16 protein-coding genes are annotated in these 20441 nt (G+C 72.9%); 3 read left to right on the forward strand and 13 right to left on the reverse strand.

What is annotated here, in order from left to right; all coding sequences use genetic code 11:
• Window positions 1–22 precede the first annotated feature (22 nt).
• Window positions 23–1420, reverse strand: a complete 1398-nt coding sequence (locus AMY39116_RS0316795) for a wax ester/triacylglycerol synthase family O-acyltransferase (RefSeq protein WP_027935986.1) — start codon at window positions 1418–1420, stop codon at window positions 23–25.
• Between the two features lie 38 nt (window positions 1421–1458).
• Here AMY39116_RS0316795 and AMY39116_RS0316800 point away from each other — a divergent pair, with 38 nt between their 5' ends.
• Window positions 1459–2703: an alpha/beta hydrolase gene (locus tag AMY39116_RS0316800; protein ID WP_020418794.1), complete on the forward strand. Its 1245-nt coding sequence runs from the start codon at window positions 1459–1461 to the stop codon at window positions 2701–2703.
• A gap of 160 nt (window positions 2704–2863) precedes the next feature.
• Here AMY39116_RS0316800 and AMY39116_RS0316805 read toward each other — a convergent pair whose 3' ends face one another.
• Both AMY39116_RS0316805 and AMY39116_RS0316810 read right to left on the reverse strand, forming a co-directional pair.
• Window positions 2864–5515: a DEAD/DEAH box helicase gene (locus AMY39116_RS0316805; RefSeq protein ID WP_020418795.1), complete on the reverse strand. Its 2652-nt coding sequence runs from the start codon at window positions 5513–5515 to the stop codon at window positions 2864–2866.
• A gap of 23 nt (window positions 5516–5538) precedes the next feature.
• Window positions 5539–7533, reverse strand: coding sequence for an acyl-CoA dehydrogenase (locus AMY39116_RS0316810; RefSeq protein WP_020418796.1), 1995 nt, complete (start codon window positions 7531–7533; stop codon window positions 5539–5541).
• Window positions 7534–7650: 117 nt separating this feature from the next.
• Between AMY39116_RS0316810 and kstR the strand changes: the two genes are divergently transcribed.
• Both kstR and AMY39116_RS0316820 read left to right on the forward strand, forming a co-directional pair.
• Window positions 7651–8289: a cholesterol catabolism transcriptional regulator KstR gene (gene kstR, locus AMY39116_RS0316815; RefSeq protein WP_020418797.1), complete on the forward strand. Its 639-nt coding sequence runs from the start codon at window positions 7651–7653 to the stop codon at window positions 8287–8289.
• A gap of 128 nt (window positions 8290–8417) precedes the next feature.
• The gene (locus AMY39116_RS0316820) at window positions 8418–9365 is read left to right on the forward strand and encodes a hypothetical protein (RefSeq protein ID WP_235716150.1); all 948 of its coding nucleotides are present in this window, start codon (window positions 8418–8420) and stop codon (window positions 9363–9365) included.
• On the opposite strand, the gene AMY39116_RS0316825 is transcribed toward AMY39116_RS0316820, so the two are convergent.
• The 10 genes from AMY39116_RS0316825 to icmF form a co-directional block, all read right to left on the reverse strand.
• The gene (locus AMY39116_RS0316825) at window positions 9358–10167 is read right to left on the reverse strand and encodes an LLM class F420-dependent oxidoreductase (RefSeq protein ID WP_020418799.1); all 810 of its coding nucleotides are present in this window, start codon (window positions 10165–10167) and stop codon (window positions 9358–9360) included. The genes AMY39116_RS0316820 and AMY39116_RS0316825 overlap by 8 nt on opposite strands.
• Window positions 10164–10994: an LLM class F420-dependent oxidoreductase gene (locus tag AMY39116_RS0316830; protein WP_020418800.1), complete on the reverse strand. Its 831-nt coding sequence runs from the start codon at window positions 10992–10994 to the stop codon at window positions 10164–10166. The genes AMY39116_RS0316825 and AMY39116_RS0316830 overlap by 4 nt, the downstream gene beginning before the upstream one ends.
• 61 nt (window positions 10995–11055) lie before the next feature.
• Window positions 11056–12729: a phosphoenolpyruvate--protein phosphotransferase gene (gene ptsP, locus AMY39116_RS0316835; protein WP_020418801.1), complete on the reverse strand. Its 1674-nt coding sequence runs from the start codon at window positions 12727–12729 to the stop codon at window positions 11056–11058.
• The gene (locus tag AMY39116_RS0316840) at window positions 12722–12988 is read right to left on the reverse strand and encodes an HPr family phosphocarrier protein (protein ID WP_017983790.1); all 267 of its coding nucleotides are present in this window, start codon (window positions 12986–12988) and stop codon (window positions 12722–12724) included. Before AMY39116_RS0316840 ends, ptsP begins: the two co-directional genes overlap by 8 nt.
• Before the next feature lie 18 nt (window positions 12989–13006).
• Window positions 13007–14491: a PTS fructose transporter subunit IIC gene (locus AMY39116_RS0316845; protein WP_020418802.1), complete on the reverse strand. Its 1485-nt coding sequence runs from the start codon at window positions 14489–14491 to the stop codon at window positions 13007–13009.
• Window positions 14488–14940, reverse strand: coding sequence for a PTS sugar transporter subunit IIA (locus tag AMY39116_RS0316850; protein ID WP_020418803.1), 453 nt, complete (start codon window positions 14938–14940; stop codon window positions 14488–14490). Before AMY39116_RS0316850 ends, AMY39116_RS0316845 begins: the two co-directional genes overlap by 4 nt.
• 5 nt (window positions 14941–14945) lie before the next feature.
• Window positions 14946–15887 carry a 1-phosphofructokinase gene (pfkB, locus tag AMY39116_RS0316855; protein WP_020418804.1) on the reverse strand — a complete coding sequence of 314 codons (942 nt, stop codon included), beginning with the start codon at window positions 15885–15887 and terminating at the stop codon, window positions 14946–14948.
• A complete protein-coding gene (locus AMY39116_RS48130; protein WP_020418805.1) occupies window positions 15884–16159 on the reverse strand; it encodes a hypothetical protein in 276 nt (91 codons plus the stop codon). The genes pfkB and AMY39116_RS48130 overlap by 4 nt, the downstream gene beginning before the upstream one ends.
• A gap of 109 nt (window positions 16160–16268) precedes the next feature.
• On the reverse strand, window positions 16269–17030 hold the full coding sequence (locus tag AMY39116_RS0316870; protein ID WP_020418807.1) for a DeoR/GlpR family DNA-binding transcription regulator: 762 nt from the start codon (window positions 17028–17030) through the stop codon (window positions 16269–16271).
• Between the two features lie 122 nt (window positions 17031–17152).
• Entirely contained in the window at window positions 17153–20389 is a 3237-nt protein-coding gene (icmF, locus tag AMY39116_RS0316875) for a fused isobutyryl-CoA mutase/GTPase IcmF (RefSeq protein ID WP_020418808.1), read from the reverse strand.
• Window positions 20390–20441 lie beyond the last annotated feature (52 nt).

Consider the following 20441-nt stretch of genomic DNA (forward strand, 5'->3'; position numbering starts at 1 on the left):
AGTCTTAGCCGAGGAGCCGCGTTCAGGCAAGGGCCGAGGCCGCGTCCAGCAGTTCCTTCATCTCGTCCCGCATCGCGTCGGCCAGCGCCCAAAGATCTGGAACGAGTTCTCGCGCCGCGAGGAGCCCGATGTCGACCTTGCCGGCGTAGGACAGCACGGTCACGTTCAGCCCGGCGCCGTGGAACACCGGGCCGAGCGGGTAGAAGGCCGTCACCCGCGCGCCGACGAAGTACAGCGGCACCGGCGGGCCGGGCACGTTGGAGACGACCAGGTTGTGCACCACCGGGTGTTTGTCGGCCAGCCGCAGCGCCGCGTAGGCCCGCACCGCGAGCCCGAACAGGCCGGGCGCGGCGAACTGGGCCCAGTCCTGCAGCATGTCCGCGTCGATCTCGTGGTGGTGCTCCTTGGCCTGCCGGTTGCTCTCCGCGACCGCGTAGACCCGGGCGGCGGCCTCCGGCAGGTGGGTGGGCAGGGTCGCGAAGAACGCGGACACCTTGTTGTTGCTGTCGCCCTCCTGGCTGGTGCGGTCCAGCGTCGACACCGGGACGGTCGCCACCAGCGGGTCCTTCGGCAGCTCGCCGCGCGCGTCCAGGTAGCGGCGCAGCGCGCCCGCGCACAACGCCAGGACGACGTCGTTCACCTTCACCCCGAAGGCGTTCTTCACGGTCTTGACGTCGTCCAGCTCGACCGTGCTGTAGGCGATGGCGCGGACGCTGGAGATGGTGGAGTTGAACGAGGTGCGCGGCGCGGTGAACGGCACCGGCATGCCCTGGCGGCGCAGGGCGCGGCCGACCCAGCGGGGCGCCATGCTCGCCAGGCCGGGCAGCAGCTTCGCCAGCTCCACCGGCCGCCGCGCCAGCTCGCCGACGCTGGTCTTGAGCAGTTCGAGGTGCGAGGGCGGCGCGAGGTTGGGTTCGGGCTCGGGCAGCGGCGGAAGTTCACCCGGTTCGGTGCCTGCCAGGTAGGCGATCAGGTTCGCGCCGCCGACGCCGTCGACGGTCGCGTGGTGCATCTTGAACATCACCGCGACACCGTCGCCGGGCAGCCCCTCGATCACGTACAGCTCCCACAGCGGGCGGCCGCGGTTGAGCGGCTGGCCGGCGAAGTGGGCGCACAGCTCGGCCAGCGTCTCGCGGTCGCCCGGCGCGGGCACGGCGACGCGGTGCAGGTGGTGGTCGATGTCGAACGCCTCGTCCTCCACCCACACCGGGTGCAGGAAGTTCAGCGGCGAATTGTGCAGTTTCCGGCGGAACTCCGGGATCGCGGCGATGCGCTCGGCGAGCCGCCGCTTGAACTCGGGGAAGCGATATCCGCCCGGTATGGTCGATCCGTCCAGGGTGAGCAGCCCGCACACGTGCAGCACCTGCGAAGACGTTTCCAGGTACAGGAAACTGGCGTCGAGTCCAGACAGCGGTCGCACCCTCCCAGGGTAGGCGAAACTGACTACGATCACGGGGTATGCGACCCCGATTCCTCACCCGCCGGGCGGTCCAGCTCGCCCTGACCGCGAACGCCCTTCGCCCGGTGCCGGGGGTGCGCGCCTCGGTGCCCGCGTTCTTCGCGGGGTGGCTGACCAGTGAGCTGGCGCCGCACCTGCTCGCGCTGACCGCGGCCGACACGGCGGCGCACCTGGCGCGGCACGGGGCGCGGTCCGTGCAAGACCGGGTCGGCCTCGGCCTGGCCGCGGCGTCGGCCGCCGGGCTGGGGTCGCTGATCGTCACGTCGCAGCGGGCGCGGGGCGCGGTCGAGGACGCGCTGGCCGAGGCGCTCGGGCCGAAGTACGTGGCGGACCTGTCGCGGCCGCCGGACGCGAAGGACCTGGCGACGCCGTGGGGTCAGCTGGTGCTGCCGTTCCGGATGCGCAACCCGGACGTGCGACGGGACCGCAACCTGGCGTACGCGCCGGGCGGCAAGCGGTTCCTGATGGACATCTACCGGCCGCGGGAGCCGGTCGAGGGGCGGCCGGTGCTGCTGCAGATCCACGGTGGCGCGTGGATGATCGACAGCAAGGACCACCAGGGCATCCCGTTGATGCTGCACATGGCGCAGCGCGGGTGGGTGTGCGTTGCGGTGAACTACCCGCTGTCGCCCAAGGCGCACTGGCCGGACCACATCGTCGGCGTGAAGCGGGCGGTGGCGTGGATCCGGGAGCACATCCATGACTACGGGGGTGACCCGTCGTTCCTGGCCGCGACGGGTGGTTCGGCGGGCGGTCACCTGGCCGCGCTGCTGGCGCTGACCCCGAACGACGCCGGCCTGCAGCCGGGTTTCGCCGACGCCGACACGTCCGTGCAGGCGTGCGCCCCGCACTACGGCGTGTACGACTTCGCCGCGACGAGCGGTTCGACGGCGAGCAAGCAGCGGCTGCACGGGCTGCTGGCCAGGTACGTGGTGGGCAAGGACCCGGTGCGGTTCCTGGACGACTACATCGCCGCGTCGCCGCTGGACCGGATCACCGAGAAGGCGCCGCCGTTCTTCGTGATCCACGGGGCGCACGACTCGCTGGTGCCGGTCCGCGAGGCGCGGGAGTTCGTCCGCCGCCTGCGGGAGACGTCCGAGCAGCCGGTGGCGTACGCCGAACTGCCGGGCGCGCAGCACGCGTTCGACGTGTTCCCGTCGATCCGGTCGGCGCACGTGGTGCGCGGCGTGGAGCGCTTCCTGGACTGGACGTACCTCCGCTGGTTGCGCGACCAGCGCGGGTGAGGCCCCGGCCTGCGGAAATCTCGCCCGGCGTCGGCCAACGGCGAATCGGCGCGAGTGGACGGCCCACCGCCTCGCGCGGGCCCCAGGTGACGAGCCCATGCCCTCGCTCACCTGCTCTCCGGCTCCCTCTGGTGTGCGCCCCCTCCCCCGTGTTCGCCCGTCATCCTGGCCGTCCCAGTTGCACGAGCGCCGTGAGCTCGTCGTCGGTCAGGTCGGTGATCCAGTCCTCCCCCGCGCCGACCACGGCTTCGGCCAGGCCGCGCTTCTCGGCGAGCACCGTGGCGATCCGTTCCTCCAGCGTGCCCTCCGCGATGAGCCGGTGGACCTGCACCGGCCGGTCCTGCCCGATCCGGTGCGCGCGGTCGGTCGCCTGGTCCTCGACCGCCGGGTTCCACCACCGGTCGTAGTGGATGACGTGGGTGGCGCGGGTGAGGTTCAGCCCCACGCCCCCGGCCTTGAGCGACAGCAGGAACACCGGCGCGTCACCGCGCTGGAACCGCGCCACCATCTCGTCCCGCTGCCGCGCCGGGTCGGCGCCGGACAGCAGCTGCACCGGCAGCCCCCGCTCGGTCAGCCGCGTTTCCAGCAGCCGGCACAGCTGCACGTACTGGCTGAACACCAGCACGCTCTCGCCCTCATCCAGGATCACGTCCAGCAGCTCCTCGAACGCGGCGAGCTTGCCCGACCGCCCGGCGACCGGCCCGCTCTCCTTGAGGTACTGCGCGGGGTGGTTGCAGATCTGCTTCAGCTCGGTGAGCAGCTTGAGCACCTGGCCGCGCCGCTGCACGCCCCGCGACTCGCGGATCTTCGCCAGGTTCTCCCGCACCACCGCCTCGTACAGGGTGGCCTGCTCGGCGGTCAGCGGCACGTACCGGTCGGTCTCGGTCTTGCTCGGCAGTTCCGGCGCGATGTCCGGATCGGTCTTGCGCCGCCGCAACAGGAACGGCCGCACCGTCGCCGCGAGGCGCTCGACGCTGTCGGGATCGCGATCACGTTCGACCGGGCGCGCGATCGTGCGGCGGAAGTGGTCGAGCGTGCCGAGCAGGCCGGGCGTCGTCCAGTCCAGGATGGACCACAGCTCGGTGAGCCGGTTCTCCACCGGCGTCCCGGTCAGCGCGACCCGCGCCGCGGCCGGGATCCGGCGCAGTTCCCTGGCCGTCGCCGACAGGGGGTTCTTGACGTGCTGCGCCTCGTCCGCCGCGACCAGCCCCCAGTCCACTTCGGACAGCGTGGCCCGGTCGCGGCGCAGCACCCCGTACGTGGCGAGCACGACCTCGTCCGGCTCCAGGTCGTCCAGGTGCCGCCGCCCGCCGTGGAAGCGCCGCACCGGCACCTTCGGCGCGAACCGGGCGAACTCGCGCTCCCAGTTGCCCAGCAGCGAGGTGGGGCACAGCACCAGTGTCGGCCCGGCCTGCTGCGTCCGGCGGTGCAGGTGCAACGCGATGAGCTGGATCGTCTTGCCGAGGCCCATGTCGTCGGCGAGGATCCCGCCGAGCCCCAGCTCGGTCATCCGGGACAGCCAGGACAACCCGGCGCGCTGGTAGGGCCGCAGCGTGGCCTGCAGGTCGGTGGCCGGCTCGACCGGACCGGCGGGGGCACGCAACCGCTCCACGAGACCGTCGAGCGCGGGCGGGGCGGCGAAGGCCAGCTGCTCGTCGTCGACCTCCAGCTCGCCGGTGAGGGCCGCGGCCAGTGCCTGCGCGCCCGTCACGCTGCGGCTCGCCCGGCGCAGGCGGGCGGAGAGGAACGGGTCGGCGCGCACCCACTGCCCGCGCAGCCGCACCAGCGGCCGCTTGGCCTCGGCCAGCGCGGCGACCTCGGCCTCGGTGAGGGTTTCGCCGCCCAGGCTGAGCTGCCAGCGGAACCGCAGCAGGTCGGTCAGCCGGAACACGCCGCCGCCCTCGCTCCCCGGGGACGGCGTGACGCTCGCCTTGGCCCGCACCGGTTCGCCTGCCATGCCGCGCGGCCACAGCACCTCGACCCCGGCGGCGGCGAGCGCCGCGGACCCGCCGTCGAGCAGTTCGACGACTTCGTCATCGTCCAAGAGCAGCTCGCCGGAGGCCCCGAGCACGCGGCCGAGCGGGGCCCACGCGCGGGCGCCGCGCCGGAGACCGGCGAGCAGCTGGGCCTCGACCTGCTCGCCGAAACGGGACCGGACAGCGCTTGGCGCGTTCCACAACGACGCCGCGTCGACGACCAGGCTGGGGTCGGCGGAACTGCGCAGGGCGACGACTCCGGCGAACGCGAAGCCGTCGTCGGTCTCGCGCACCTCGACGCGGAGCTGGAGCTGCGCGCCGAGCCCGTCGGCGGGACCGCGGACGAGCACGTCGGCGGTGGCGTCCCACAGCGCGCGCACCAGCGTCTCCGGCGAGTGCAGCCGGATGCGTTTGAGGCCGGACAGCGGGAGGGCGTGCGCCTCGGGCGGCAACGCGGCGGCCAGGTCGCGCAGGAGGTCCTCGTCGGCGGCGTCGAGCGGCCCGGCGCGCCAGGAGTCCACTTCGGACGATGACCCGGCGGATCGGAACCGGCCGCGCTCGACGAGGTCCACCCCCGCGGAGACGGCGGCGGACCAGGCAGCCAGCGATGGGCCGGCATCGGTCACGGCGAGCAGGCGCGGGATGGCGTCGGCCAGCGGGAGGACGTGCGCGTCCACCTTGGCGCGGCGGAAGGACTTCCCGGCGCCCGCGGGCAGCACGAGCTCGACCGGCGTCGGCCCCGGCTCGTCGCCCCAGACGGCGAGCACGCCGTCCCGGGGCGGGTCCGAGGGCACGAAGATCGCCCTGGTCGTCTCGGTCCATTCCACGGTGATCACCCTAGGCGGGACCACCGACAGTTTCAGGAGCGCGGCAGCCCCAGCAGGCGTTCCGCCGCCACCGACAGCAGGATCTGCGTCGTGCCGCCGGCGATGCTCAGGCAGCGCGTCAGCAGGAACTCGTGTTGCGCCGCCGACGTCTCGTCGGTCACCAGGACACCCGGCGGCCCCAGCAGCTCCAGCGCCGCCTCCGTCGCGGCCTGCCGGTGCCGCACGCCGATCAGCTTCCGCACGCTCGACTCCGCCCCCGGGTCCTGCCCGGCCAGGCGCCGCAGCGTCGACCGCAGGTCGAGCAGAGCGCACGCCGAACCCTCGGCCACCAGCGCACCGAGCCGTTCCAGCACCGCCGGATCCGGCTCACGCACCGCCGCCAGCAGCGACTCCACCGCCTCCCCCACCGACGAGCCGCCGCTCATCGCCACGCGTTCGTTCGCCAGCGTCGTCCGTGCCAGGCGCCAGCCGCCGTTCACCTCGCCGACCACGTTCGCCGACGGCACGAACACGTCGTCGAGGAAGACCTCGTTGAACCGCTCCACCCCGGTGATCTCGCGCAGCGGGCGGACGTCGATCCCGGGTGACGACATGTCGACCAGGAAGTAGGTGATGCCCTTGTGCTTGGGCGCGTCCGGATCGGTGCGCGCGAGGCAGATCGCCCAGTCCGCCTCCCGCGCGAGCGACGTCCAGACCTTCTGCCCGGACAACACGAACCCACCGTCCACTTCGGTCGCCCGCGTCCGCAGCGAAGCCAGGTCGGAGCCTGCCCCTGGCTCGCTGAACAACTGGCACCAGGTCAGCTCACCACGCAGTGTCGGCATCACGAACCGCTGCCGCTGCTCGTCCGTGCCGTGCTCCAGGATGGTCGGCACCGCCCAGGCGCCGATCACCAGATCGGGCCGCGTCACCCCCGCGCGCGCCAGTTCGGCATCGATGACCAGTTGCCGCGCCGGCGTCGCGTCCAGCCCGTAGGGCGCGGGCCAGTGCGGCATCAGGTAGCCACTCGTCGCCAGCCGCTCGCGACGTTCCCCCTCGGGCAGCGCGGCGATCTCCGCCACCGTCGCCCGCACGGCCGGGTCGAAGTGCTCCGACAGGTCGACCCCCAGCTCCCGCCGCACCCCGGCCAGGGCGAGCGAAGCCGCCGAACGGCGCCACCCGGCCGAACCGCCCAGCCACTGCCGCAACGCCACGGCGCGCCGCAGGTACCGGTGCGCGTCGTGCTCCCAGGTGAACCCGATCCCGCCGAGGACCTGGATGCAGTCCTTGGCGGTGTCCACCGCCGCGTCGAGCGTCCCGGCGGCCGCCACCGCCGCCGCGAACTCGTGCTGCTCCGGCGACTCGCCGGCAGCCCGGGCCGCGTCCCACGCCAGCGCCCCGGCCAGCTCGGCCCGGCACAGCATCTCCGCGCACAGGTGCTTGACCGCCTGGAACGACCCGATCGGCCGGCCGAACTGCTCGCGCACCTTCGCGTGCTCCGACGCCGTCGCCACGCACCAGCGCGCGATCCCGGCCGCCTCCGCCGCGGCCAGCGTCGCCGCGAAAACCCGCAGCTCGGCACCCTCGAACACGGTGCCGTCACCGTCTGGCACCCGCCCGAACGAGCGGGACAGGTCGAACGACTCGACGGCTTCCGCACCCCGCTCCCGCACGCTCCACGTGTCGCCGTCGGCCACCAGCAGGTGGGTGGCGTCCGCGTCGAGCACCGGCCCGTCCGGCGACAACGCCACGCCCGCGCTCGCGGAGCCGTCCGCGAACGCCGAGAGCAGCTCCTTCGCCGCCGGAGACCCGCCGCGTCGCCCCAGCACCAGCGCCGCCAGCACGGTCCCGAGCACCGGCCCCGGCACGAGCGCGGCCGCGGCCTCCTCGACGGCCACGGCGGCGTCGGCGACCGTCCCGCCCGCGCCGCCCAGGTCCTCCGGCACCCCGATGCCGAACACGCCGATGGCGGTCAGGTCGTCCCGGCTCCTGGCGCCGGAGCGGATCGTCCCGGCGAGCTCGCGCTGCTCCGCGGTGAGGACTGACATGCGGCTCACTATAGAACGTGTTTCAGTTTTGTGGCCAGATCCACTCGATGCGCGAGATCAGGAGGCGGGCCGGTAAGCTGTGGAGTGAAACTGAAACAAGTTCCGGAGCAGGTGCCGATGGCCGCCAAAGCGAAGACGTCCACCCAACCGAAGAACGGGATGAGCGCGTTGTCCAGCGACGAGCTCGGTTCCGCCGCGCAGCGGGACCGGCGACGGCGCATCATCGACGCGACCCTGGCGCTGGCGTCCAAGGGCGGGTACGACGCCGTCCAGATGCGGGCCGTGGCCGAGAAGGCCGACGTCGCGCTGGGCACCCTCTACCGCTACTTCCCGTCGAAGATCCACCTGCTGGTCTCCGGCCTGGCCAGGGAGTTCGAGCGCGCGCACGAGAAGCTGCAGCGGACGAGCATCCCGGGCGACACGCCGAGCGAGCGGCTCATCTTCGTGCTCAGCCGCAACACCCGGCTGATGCAGCGCGACCCGCACCTGACCGAGGCGATGGTCCGGGCGTTCATGTTCGCCGACACCACGGCCGCCGCCGAGGTCGAGCAGGTCGGCAGGCTGCTGGAGAGCATGTTCGCGCGCGCCATGGGCATCGAGGAGCCGACCGAGCACGACCGCGCGGTCTTCCACCTCATCGCCGACGTGTGGATGGCGAACCTGGTCGCGTGGGTCACCCGCCGCGCGTCCGCCGCCGACGTCGCCAACCGGCTGGAGCTGTCGGTGCACCTGCTGCTGGACAACAACACGCGCTGACACCGATCGGTCGCGATCCGTCGCGGTAGTTGGGAACTCCCTGGCAACCCGCTGTGAATTCCCTGTAGATCACCGAAATCCGGGATCCGGCTGCAACAAGCCGCGATCATGGCCGCGTTTGTGTGGTCATGAGAAGCAGGACGGCCGGCAAGGTCGTGCTCCCGGCCGCGGTGTTCGGCGCCGTGACCATGCTGATCTTCACGGTCCAGCACCAGCCGCGGGCGTCCTCGGCGAGCCCGGTCGTGCAGGTGAGCGCCCCGGTGACGTCGACGACCACCCCGGAGCCGTCGACGCCGCCGGCCACCCAGGCCGACCCGGCACCCGCCGGGGACATCCCGCCGGAGTCGGAGCCGGCGGAGGACGACACCGTCGCCAGGCGGGTCCAGGACCTCGCGCAGGCGAGGGTGGCGAGCGCAGAGGTCGGGGTCGAGGTGTACGACCGGCAGACCGGCGTCGTCCTGACGCAGCTCAACGCCGACCGGCAGTTCTACTCGATGTCCGTGGTCAAGCTGCTGATCGCGCTGGACGTGCTGCGGGCGAGCGGGTGGGCCCTGCCGGCGGGCAGCACGCAGACCCAGCTGACCAGGATGATCACCGCCAGCGACGACGGCATCGCCAGCAGCCTGTGGGTCGCCCACGGCGGCACCGGCATCGTGACCCGCATGGCCAAGCTGATCGGGCTGACCGGCACCGAGCCGCCGTCGTCGGCAGGCCAGTGGGGATCGACGAAGATCACCGCCGCGGACGTGGTCAAGGTCTACAACTACATCGAGGACGAGCTGCCGCAGGCCAGCCGCGACCTGCTCTACGACGCGATGTACCACGCCTCCGAACACGGCTCGGACGGCACGGACCAGTACTTCGGGATCCCGGACGGGCTTCCCGGCACGACGTGGGCGATCAAGCAGGGCTGGGGCACCAGCGGTTCGGAGGCGGTGTACAACACGACGGGCCTGCTCGGCGCCGACGCCAGGTACGTCGTGGTCGTCCTGATCGCGGCGCCGTCCCGCTACTACCGCACCCTGCCGATGGCGCTCACCGCCGGCACCGCAGCCCTGCTGCCGCTGGTCAGCTGACGCGCGGCACGAGCGCGGCCAGCGCGTCCAGCCTGCGCAGGGTGTCGCCCTCCGACGCGGCGGGCAGGCCCAGCGTGACGCGCTCGGCTCCGGCCTCGGCGTAGGCGTCGAGCAGCGCCGGGTCCGGCGGCGCGGACGTCGCGGTCACCGGAACCGATCCGGCCTGCGCCACCTGCGCCGCGGCCGCTTCCGGATCGCGCAGGGCGTTGGGCAGCCAGCCCGCTTCCAGCCGCTTCGCGCGGTCCAGCGCCGCGGTGCTGTTGCCGCCGATGTAGACCGGCACCGCACGCGCGGGCTTGGGCCACTGGAACACCGGGTCGAAATCCACGTGCACGCCGTGGAACTCGGCCTCGTCGTTCGTCCACAATGTCCGGAGTGCCTGGATCTGCTCGTCCAGCAGCGCGCCGCGGGTGCGCGGGTCCGTGCCGTGGTTGCGCATCTCCTCGCGGTTCCAGCCGACGCCCACCCCGAACAGGAAACGCCCGCCGGACAACAGGTCGAGGCTCGCCACGGACTTCGCGGTGTGCAGGACGTCCCGCTGGATCAGCAGCGTGATGCCGGTGCCCAGCTTGAGCGTCGTGGTCGCGGCGGCCGCCGCGGTCAGCGCGACGAACGGGTCGAGCGCGCGGTAGTAGGCCCGCGCCATCTCGCCGCCGGCCGGGTACGCGGTCTCCCGGCTGACCGGGATGTGCGAGTGCTCCGCGACGAACAAGGCGTCGAACCCGCGGTCCTCGACCGCCTTCGCCAGGACGTCCGGCCGGGCGGTCTCGTCGGTGACGAACGTCGAAATCCCCAGTTTCACCGGTAGCCCTCCGCGAGGGCGGCGAGCTCGTCCAGCTTGGTGAGCGTCTCCGATTCGGGGCGGGTGCCGAGCATGAACGTCACGCGCTCCACCCCGGCCTCGGCGTACCCGGCCAGCGCCTCCTCGCTGCGGCCGGCGCCGAAGACGGTGAACGGGACGTCGGGGCGGCCCTGCTCGGCCAGCCACGCGCGGACGCGCTTGATCTCCTCCGGCGGGGTGTGCGACCGCGGCATCCAGCCGTCGGCGTGGTTGAGGAGCCGGGTGAGCGCGGCCTCGCTCTCACCGCCCACGTAGATCGGCGGGTGCGGGCGCTGCACCGGCTTGGGCCACTGCCAGATCGGGTCGAAGTCGACGTGCTTGCCGTGGAACTCGGCCTCGTCCTGCGTCCAGATCGCCTTGAGCGCCTGGATCTGCTCGTCGATCAGGGCGCCGCGGGTGCGCGGCTCGGTGCCGTGGTTGCGCATCTCCTCGCGGTTCCAGCCCACGCCGACACCGAAGGCGACGCGGCCGCCGGAGAGCAGGTCGAGGCTCGCGACCTCCTTGGCGGTGTGGATGACGTCGCGCTGCACCAGCAGGGCGACACCGGTGAAGAGCAGCAGGTCGCGGGTCTCCGCCGCGGCCGCGGTCAGCGCCACGAACGGGTCCAGCGTGCGGTAGTAGACGCGGGGCAGCTCACCGCCGCCCGGATAGGGGCTTTCCCGGCTGACCGGGATGTGCGAATGCTCGGCGAGCAGCAGTGAATCGAACCCGCGCTCCTCCAGCGCGCGGCCGAGCGCGCCCGGCCGGATGCCTTCGTCGGTGACGAACGTCGAGATCCCGAACTTCATGCTCCGACGTAACTCCCGGACCGGGGCGCGCTATTCCCGCTCGCGACGTGTGCCGCGGGCCTCACCCGGCCCCGGCCGCGGCGGCGACCCGCTCCCGGGCGCTCGCCGCGTCCGGGGCGGACAGGGCGAGCTGCGCGAGCTCCGCGCATTCGGCGGCGGTGTGGGCCGCGAGGGCGAGGCGGACGGCGGGCAGCGCGGACGGCGCCATCGACAGGCTCGTCACCCCGAGACCCACCAGCACCAGCGCCAGCAACGGATCGCTCGCCGCCTCACCGCAGACACCGACCGGTTTGCCCGCCGCGGTGCCCGCCGCACCCGTCAGCCGGACCAGCTCCAGCAGCGCGGGCTGCCACGGGTCGAGCAGGCCGGCCAGGTCACCGGCCATCCGGTCGGCGGCGAACGTGTACTGGCCGAGGTCGTTGGTGCCGATGCTGACGAAGTCGCAGGCGCCCAGGATCGCGTCTGCCCGCAGCGCGGCCGCGGGCACCTCGACCATCGTCCCGGCGACCGGGAGCCCGTGCGCTCGGGCGGCGGCGGCGAACTCCGCGGCCTCCGCCGGTGTGGACACCATCGGCGCCATCACCCACACGTCGGCCCTGCTGGCGTCGCGGGCGGCGGCGATCGCGGTCAGCTGGTCCGCCAGCATCCGCGGGTGGCGCCGGGCCAGGCGCAGGCCGCGCACACCGAGCGCCGGGTTGGGCTCGTCGCCGTGGTCGACGAACGCGAGCGGCTTGTCCGCCCCCGCGTCGAGCGTGCGCACCACGACCTTGCGGCCGCCGAACGCCTGGAACACCTCGGCATAGCTCCGTTGCTGCTCCTCGACCGACGGCTCGTCGGCCCGGTCCAGGTACAGGAACTCGGTGCGCAGCAGGCCCACGCCCTCCGAGTCGACGGCTGCCGCGGCCGCGAGGTCACGGGCCGCCCCGACGTTCACCAGCAACGCCACCGGAACGCCGTCCGCGGTCCGGCCCGGGCCGCTGGAGGCCGCCAGCGCGGCAGCGTGCTCGGCCGCCTCGGCCTCCGCCGCCTCGACGAGCGAGTCCGGCGGGTCGACGACCACCTCCCCCGTCGCGCCGCGGACGAGCACCGGCGTCCCGTCGGTCAGCGATGCCGCACCGGCACAAGCCACGACCGCGGGGATGCCCAGCGATTTCGCCAGGATCGCCGTGTGGCTGGTGGGCCCGCCCAGCTCGGTGACGATCGCGCGCACCTGGGCCGCGTCGAGCACCGCGGTGTCGGCCGGCGCGAGGTCCCGTGCGACCAGGACGAACGGATGACCGGGGTCGGGCACGCCGGGCATCGGGACGCCGAGGATCCGCGCCACGGTGCGGTCCCGCAGGTCGTCGACGTCGGCGGCCCGCTCGGCGAGGTAACCGCCGGCCGCGGTGAGCGCGTCGCGGAACCCGGCGAACGCGTCGGCGACCGCGTGCGCCAAGCCGCGTCCGTCCTCCAGACGCGCCCGGATCCGGTCCACCAGCGCGGGATCGGCGACCATCATCGACTGCGCCAGCAGGACGTCCGCGGCCGCACCACCGGCCTGGGCCGAGCGTTCGTCGAGGAACGCGGCCACCTCGGCCAGCGCCGCACGCGCCCGCTCCACGGCGGCGGGCACGTCGGCTTCCGGCGCGTCCGCCTCCGGCAGCCGCGGTGGTTCGGCGAGCCGGGCGACCGGGCCGTGCGCGACGCCCGGGCTGACGCCGATCCCGGTCACCGGGCGGAGGACGACCTCACCCATCGTGGTTCGCCGCCACGATCGCGGCCAGCTCGTCGAGCGCCTGCTCGGCCTGCGGACCGTCGGCGCTGAGCACGACCTCGTCCCCGCCCCGGGCGCCGAGGCCGAGCACGGACAGGATGCTGCGGGCGTCGACGGGGTCGGCGCCGTCCTTGCCGATGCTCACCGGCACCGGCTGCGCGGCGGCGGCCTTGACGAACAGGGCGGCGGGACGGGCGTGCAGGCCAACGGTGGACCCGACGACGACACGGCGTTCCGGCATGGCAGTTCTCCTCGGGCGTCAGGCCGCGACGGCCTGGGTGGACGTTTCGGGGGTGGCCGCGGCCGGCGCGCGGTCGCGGCCGATGCTCTTGGCGAGCAGCACGCAGCCGCAGGTGACGAGCGTGCCGATCGCGACGGCGAGCAGGAACAGCAGCGGGTTGCCGATGAGCCCGACCACCCAGATGCCGCCGTGCGGGGCAGGCGAGGTGGCGCCGAAGGCCGCGACCAGCGCGCCGGTGGTGGCGCTGCCGACCATCAGCGACGGGATGATCCGGAACGGGTCGCCCGCGGCGAACGGGATCGCGCCCTCGGTGATGAACGACAGCCCGAGCAGCCAGCCTGCCTGGCCCGCCTGCCGCTCCGCCGGGGTGAACCGGTTGCGGCGCACCAGCGTGGCCAGCGCCAGCCCCAGCGGCGGCGTCATGCCTGCCGCCATCACCGCGGCCATGATCACGTAGTTGCCGCTGGCGAGCGCGGCCAGGCCGAAGGTGTAGGCCACCTTGTTCACCGGGCCGCCCATGTCGAAGGCCATCATCAGCCCGAGCAGGGCGCCGAGCACCCACGCGCTGCCGCCGGACAGGCCGGACAGCCAGTCGCTCAGGCCGGTCTGCGCGGCCGCGATCGGCTCGCCCACCACGACGACCATGAGGAACCCGACGACCAGCGTGGACACCAGCGGGATCACCACGACGGGCATCACCCCGGCCACCCCGCGCGGCACCTTCAGCTTCTTCAGGCCCAGCGTGACCGCGCCGGCCAGCAGACCGGACACGAGACCGCCGAGGAACCCGGCGCCGGTCGCGGTGGCGAGCAGACCGCCCACGATGCCGGGCGCGATGCCCGGCCGGTCGGCCATGCCGAACGCGATGAACCCGGACAGGATCGGCACGAGCATCTCGAACGCCAGCGACCCGATCTTGAACAGCACACCGGCGATCCCGGCCTGGCTCATCAGGTCGGACACGTTCTCGATGCCCGGGTAGGTGACGCCCTGGAAGTCGCCGCCGCCGACCTTGGCCGCCACCTCCGGGCCGCCGATCAGGAACGACAGTGCGATGAGGATCCCGCCCGCGGCGACGAAGGGGATCATGTAGGACACGCCGGTCATCAGCCACTGGCGCAACCGGGTGCCGAACCCCGCGGAAGCGTCCACCTTGGACGCCAGCTCGGGCGCGGACGGCGCGGCTGGGGCCGTGCCCTCCTCGGCGGCCTTGACGGCCTGCGCGATCAAGCCGGCCCCGTCGTTGATGGCGGCCTTGACCCCGGCCGTGACCGTGGGCTTGCCGGCGAACCGTTCCCGGTCCCGGACGTCGACGTCGGCGGCGAAGACCACGGCGTCGGCCTCGGCGATCCGGGCGGGGTCGAGCGGCGCGGACCCGGCCGCGCCCTGGGTTTCGACGAGCATCTCGTGCCCGGCGGCCTTCGCGGCCTGCTCCAGGGCCTCGGCGGCCATGTAGGTGTGCGCGATCCCGGTCGGGCACGACGTGACTGCCACGAACTTCATCGTCCGAGCACCTCCTGGCGGACGAGCTGGACGACGGCGTCCGCGTCGGGCGCGTCGAGCAGCGACTGGCGGAACGACTGGTGCACGAGGCGCCGGGCGAGCTGGGCGAGGATGGTCATGTGCTCCTCGCCGCCGCCTTCCGGCGCGGCGATGAGGAAGATCAGGCGGGCCGGGCCGTCGGAGGCGCCGAAGTCGACGCCGGCGGCGGACCGGCCGAAGGCCAGCGTCGGTTCGGTGACGAACGCCGAGCGGGCGTGCGGGATGCCGATGCCGCCTTCGATGCCGGTCGGCATCTGCTCCTCGCGCTTGCGGATGTCGGCGAGGAAGCCGTCCAGGTCGGTGACCCGGCCCGCGGCGACGAGCCGTCGCGCGAGCCCGGCGGTGACCTCGGCGCGGTCGGCGCCGGGGACGTCGAGGTCGACCAGATCGGCGGTGATGAGTTCGGCCATCGGTATCACTCCTTGAGTTCTCGGTCGGCGTCGACCGAAGGGTGGATCGTGACGCCGATGCGGGCGACATCGGCGGGTGCGGGCATCCGGCTGCCGGGCAGCGCCGCGGCGGCGGCGCCCCAGGCCAGTGCCCTGGCGAGGGCGTCCCGGCCGGCGCCGCCCGCGGCGAGGAACCCCGCGAGCAGCGCGTCACCGGCGCCGACGGTGCTGCGCGCGACCGGCACGGGCGCCTCCCCGTGCAGGGCGGCACCGTCGTCGACGAGCACCGCGCCGTCGGGCCCGAGGCTGGCCAGGACGGTCCGGGCGCCGCGCGACCGCAGCACCCCGGCCGCCACGACGGCGTCGCCGAGCGTGCGCACCGGCATCCCGGCGCACGCGGCCAGCTCCTCCCGGTTGGGTTTGACCAGGTCCGGCCCCTCGGCGAGGGACCGGTCGAGCGCCGAGCCGGACGAGTCGACCGCGACGCGCAACCCGGCCTCGTGACCGCGCCGGACCAACCGGGCGTAGGTGTCCCGCGGCGCGCCCGGCGGGAGGCTGCCGCAACCGGCGAGCCAGACCGTGCCGTCCTCGCACGCGCTGAGGGCCGCGTGCAGCAACGCTTCCGCGTCACCGTCGGAGCACAGCGGGCCGGGCAGGTTGAGCTTGGTGACCACGCCGTCCGGCTCGGCGAGGGTGATGTTGGTGCGGGTGTCGCCGCCGATGGGCACCTGCCGGACCGCGACCCCCTGCTCGTCGAGCAGTTCGGTGAGCCGCCGACCGTCGGCGCCGCCGGCGAACAGCACGGCCGCGGTCTTGCGGCCGTGCGCGGCCAGCGCCCGCGCGACGTTGACGCCCTTGCCGCCGGGGTCCAACCTGGACGGTCCGGCGCGCAGGACTTCCCCGCGCCGCAGGGCATCCACCTCGACGGTGTGGTCGAGGCTGGGATTGGGGGTGACGGTGACGATCACGCCGGCACCACCCCGAGTCCGGCCGGGCGCCGCTTCTCCACTGACCCGGCGAGACGGTGGGACGGAGCGGCGCGCAGGACTTCAGCCCGCCAGGGGGAATCCATCCCGACGGCGTGCTTGCGACCGTGCGCGGCCAGCGCCCGCGCGACGTTCACGCCCTTGCCGCCGGGGTCCAGCCTGGACGGTCCGGCGCGCAGAACTTCCCCGCGCCGCAGGGCATCCACCTCGACGGTGTGGTCGAGGCTGGGATTGGGGGTGACGGTGACGATCACGCCGCCACCATCCCGAGGCCGGCCGGAGCGGCGCGCAGGACTTCCCCGTGCCGCAGGGCATCCGCGTCGACTGCGTGCTCGAGGTCGGGGCTGGGAATCACGGTGACGATCACGCCAGCACCACCTCCGGCCCCGCCGCGCGCAGCTCCTCCGCAAGGCCGTCGTCCAGCCCGGTGTCGGTCACGAACTTGTCCACTTCGGACAGCTCGCCGAAGCGGGCGAGGCAGTCGTTGCCGACCTTGGTGTGGTCGGCGAGCACGACCGTGCGGCGGGCGGCGCGGATGATCGCGCGCTTGACCGCCGCCTCCCCGATGTCGGGCGTGGTGAGCCCGCGCTCGGCGGAGATGCCGTTGGTGCCGACGAACGCGACGTCGACGAAGGTGTCGGCGAGCGCGCGCAGCGTCCAGTCCTCCACCGCGGCGAGCGTGCGGCCGCGGACCCGGCCGCCCAGCAGCAGCACGGTGAGCTGCGGGCGGAGGGCCAGCTGCGGGACGACCGACACGGCGTTGGTCACCACCGTCAGCTCCCGGTCGGCAGGCAGGATCTCGGCGAGCCGGGCCGTGGTGGTGCCCGCGTCGAGCAGGATCGCGCCCTCCTCGGGAACCTCGGCGAGAGCGGCCTTGGCGATGCGCTCCTTCTCGGCCGTCATCACGGCGTCGCGGTCGGCCAGGCCGGGCTCGAAGCCGAGCCGCTCGACCGGGATGGCCCCGCCGTGCACCCGGCGCAGCACCCCCTGGCGCTCCAGCACCGTCAGATCACGCCGCACGGTCTCCGTGGTGACCGCGAAGTTCGCGGCGAGCCACGACACGTCGACGCGGCCCAGGCTGCGGGCCCGCTCGACGATCTGCTGCTGACGCTCCTCTGCGTACATGTGGCTTCCTTGCCGTCGCCGTGTTGCTTTGTTTGGTTATATGTGGTTTCGAGTGGGGTTGTCAAGGCATGAAAAAACTCCCCGCCGCGGGGGCACCGCGGCGGGGAGTTCTGCCCAGCTGACTAGATGTTGCGCCGGTACTGGCCGCCGACCTCGAAGAACGCCTCCGTGATCTGGCCCAGCGAGCACACCCGCGCGGCGTCCATCAGCACCCCGAACAGGTTCTCGCCGCGGGTGGCGGCTTCGCGGAGCGCCTTGAGGGCCTGCTCGGCGTCGTGGCTGTGCCGCTGCTGGAAGTCGGCCAGCCGCGTCAGCTGCGACTGCTTCTCCTCCTCCGTCGCGCGCGCCAGCTCGACCTCGACCTCGTCCTCCTCCGGGTGCGGGTTGCGGAACGTGTTCACCCCGACGATCGGCAGCGTGCCCTCGTGCTTGAGCCGCTCGTACAGCATCGACTCGTCCTGGATGCGGCCGCGCTGGTAGCCGGTCTCCATCGCGCCCAGCACGCCGCCACGCTCGGCGATCCGGTCGAACTCGGTGAGCACGGCCTCCTCGACCAGGTCGGTCAGCTCGTCGATGATGAACGAGCCCTGCAGCGGGTTCTCGTTCTTCGACAGGCCCCACTCCTTGTTGACGATCATCTGGATGGCCATCGCGCGGCGCACCGAGTTCTCCGTCGGCGTGGTGATCGCCTCGTCGTAGGCGTTGGTGTGCAACGAGTTCGCGTTGTCGTACAGCGCGCACAGCGCCTGCAGCGTGGTGCGGATGTCGTTGAAGCTCATCTCCTGCGCGTGCAGCGACCGGCCGGAGGTCTGCACGTGGTACTTGAGCTTCTGCGAGCGCTCGTTGGCGCCGTAGCGCTCCTTCATCGCGACCGCCCAGATGCGGCGCGCGACCCGGCCGAGCACCGAGTACTCGGCGTCCATGCCGTTGGAGAAGAAGAACGACAGGTTCGGCGCGAAGTCGTCGATGTGCATGCCGCGGGCGAGGTAGGACTCGACGTAGGTGAACCCGTTGGCCAGCGTGAACGCCAGCTGCGAGATCGGGTTCGCCCCGGCCTCGGCGATGTGGTAGCCGGAGATCGACACCGAGTAGAAGTTGCGCACCCCGTGCTCGATGAACCACTCCTGGATGTCGGCCATCATGCGCAGGCTGAACTCGGTGGAGAAGATGCAGGTGTTCTGGCCCTGGTCCTCCTTGAGGATGTCGGCCTGCACCGTCCCGCGCACCTGGCGCAGCGTCCACTCGCGCAGGTCCTCGGCCTCCGACGGCGTCGGCTCGCGCCCGTGCTCGGCACGGAAGGCGTCCATCCGCTGGTCGATCGCGGTGTTCAGGAAGAACGCCAGGATCGTCGGCGCGGGACCGTTGATGGTCATCGACACCGACGTGTTCGGCGCGGTCAGGTCGAAGCCGTCGTAGAGCGCCTTCATGTCGTCCAGCGTCGCGATGGACACGCCGGAGGTGCCGATCTTGCCGTAGATGTCCGGTCGCGTGTCCGGGTCGTGCCCGTACAGCGTCACCGAGTCGAACGCCGTGGACAGGCGCTTGGCCTCGGAGTCGGCCGAGAGGTACTTGAAGCGGCGGTTGGTGCGGAACGCGTCGCCCTCGCCGGCAAACATGCGCGCCGGGTCCTCGCCCTCCCGCTTGAACGGGAAGACACCCGCGGTGTACGGGAAGTACCCGGGCAGGTGCTCGCGGCGCAGGAACGACAGCAGCTCGCCGCGGTCGGTGTAGCGCGGCAGCGCCACCCGCGGGATCCGGTTGCCGGACAGGGTTTCCCGCCACAGCTGGGTGCGCAGCTCCTTGTCCCGGATGCGGACGACCAGCTCCTCCTGCCGGTAGGACTCGGACAGCTCGTCCCACCGCTCCAGCAGCCCGGCCACCGAGGGGTCCACCTCGGACTCCGCCTTGGCCAGCAGCGCCTCGATCGGGCCGGTGTCCGCGCCGTCGGCGGCCAGCGCGTCCTTCGCGGCCCGCAGCTGGTCGACCTTGCGCACGGCGGCGACCTGGTCCCGGGTCTTCTCGTGGTAGCCGCGCACGGTGGCGGCGATGTCGGCGAGGTAGCGCTCCTTCGCCGCCGGGATGATCACCGTCGCCCCGGTGGACACCTTGGTCTCCACCTTCGGCAGCTGACCGGCCGACACCGACAGGCCGCGCTCGGCCAGCGCGTCGCGCAGGTACTGGTACAGCGCGGTCACGCCGTCGTCGTTGAAGCGCGCGGCGCTGGTGCCGAACACCGGCATGTCCTCGGGAGCGACGCCGAACGCCTCCCGGTTGCGCACCATCTGACGCGCCACGTCGCGGCGCGCGTCCTCGGCGCCCCGGCGCTCGAACTTGTTGATCGCCACCACGTCGGCGAAGTCGAGCATGTCGATCTTCTCCAGCTGCGACGCGGCGCCGAACTCCGGCGTCATCACGTACAGCGAGTAGTCGACGTGGTCCACGATGCCGGCGTCACCCTGCCCGATGCCGGGCGTCTCGACGATCACCAGGTCGTAGCCCGCGGCCTTGCACGCCAGCACGGCCTCGTCCAGGCCCTCCGGCACCTCCCCGCCTGCCTGACGGGTCGCCAGCGAGCGGAAGTAGACCTGCGAGCCGTCCAGGCCGTTCATCCGGATCCGGTCGCCCAGCAGCGCACCGCCGCCGCGGCGCCGGGTCGGGTCGACCGCCAGCACCGCGATGCGCAGCTTGTCCTCCTGGTCCAGCCGGAAGCGCCGGAGCAGCTCGTCGGTCAGCGACGACTTGCCCGAGCCGCCGGTGCCGGTGATGCCCAAGACCGGGACCGCCCGGGCGCGCGCCGCCTCCGTGACGCGGGCCAGCCGGTCCTCGGCGACGCTGCCGGCCTGCAGCTGCGTGATGAACCGCGCGAGCGACGGCACGTCACCGGCCAGCAGGTCGTCGTCCGACCCGGCGGACACCTCCGCCAGGTCGTAGTCGCACTCCTTGATCATCAGGTTGACCATGCCCGGCAGGCCCAGCTGGAGGCCGTCGTCCGGGGAGAAGATGCGCGCGACCCCGCGGGAGTGCAGCAGCTCGATCTCCTCGCGCACGATGACGCCGCCACCGCCGCCGTACACCTTGATGTGCCCGGCGCCGCGCTCGTTCAGCAGCTCGACGAGGTAGCTGAAGTACTCCACGTGGCCGCCCTGGTAGGCGCTGATCGCGATGCCGTGGGCGTCCTCGCTGATCGCGGCCGTGACGACCTCGTCCACCGACCGGTTGTGGCCGAGGTGGATGACCTCCGCACCCTGCGACTGCAGGATGCGCCGCATGATGTTGATCGAAGCGTCGTGCCCGTCGAACAGACTCGAGGCGGTGACGAACCGCACCGGGTGCACGGGCCGGTGAAGGGAGGCGTTCATGCCTCAAAAATACTTGGACTTCCTACTATCGCAAACCCAAGCGTGACCGCGG

This window comes from Amycolatopsis sp. ATCC 39116, from assembly GCF_000231075.2.
GTDB classification, from domain to species: Bacteria; Actinomycetota; Actinomycetes; order Mycobacteriales; family Pseudonocardiaceae; genus Amycolatopsis_E; species Amycolatopsis_E tucumanensis.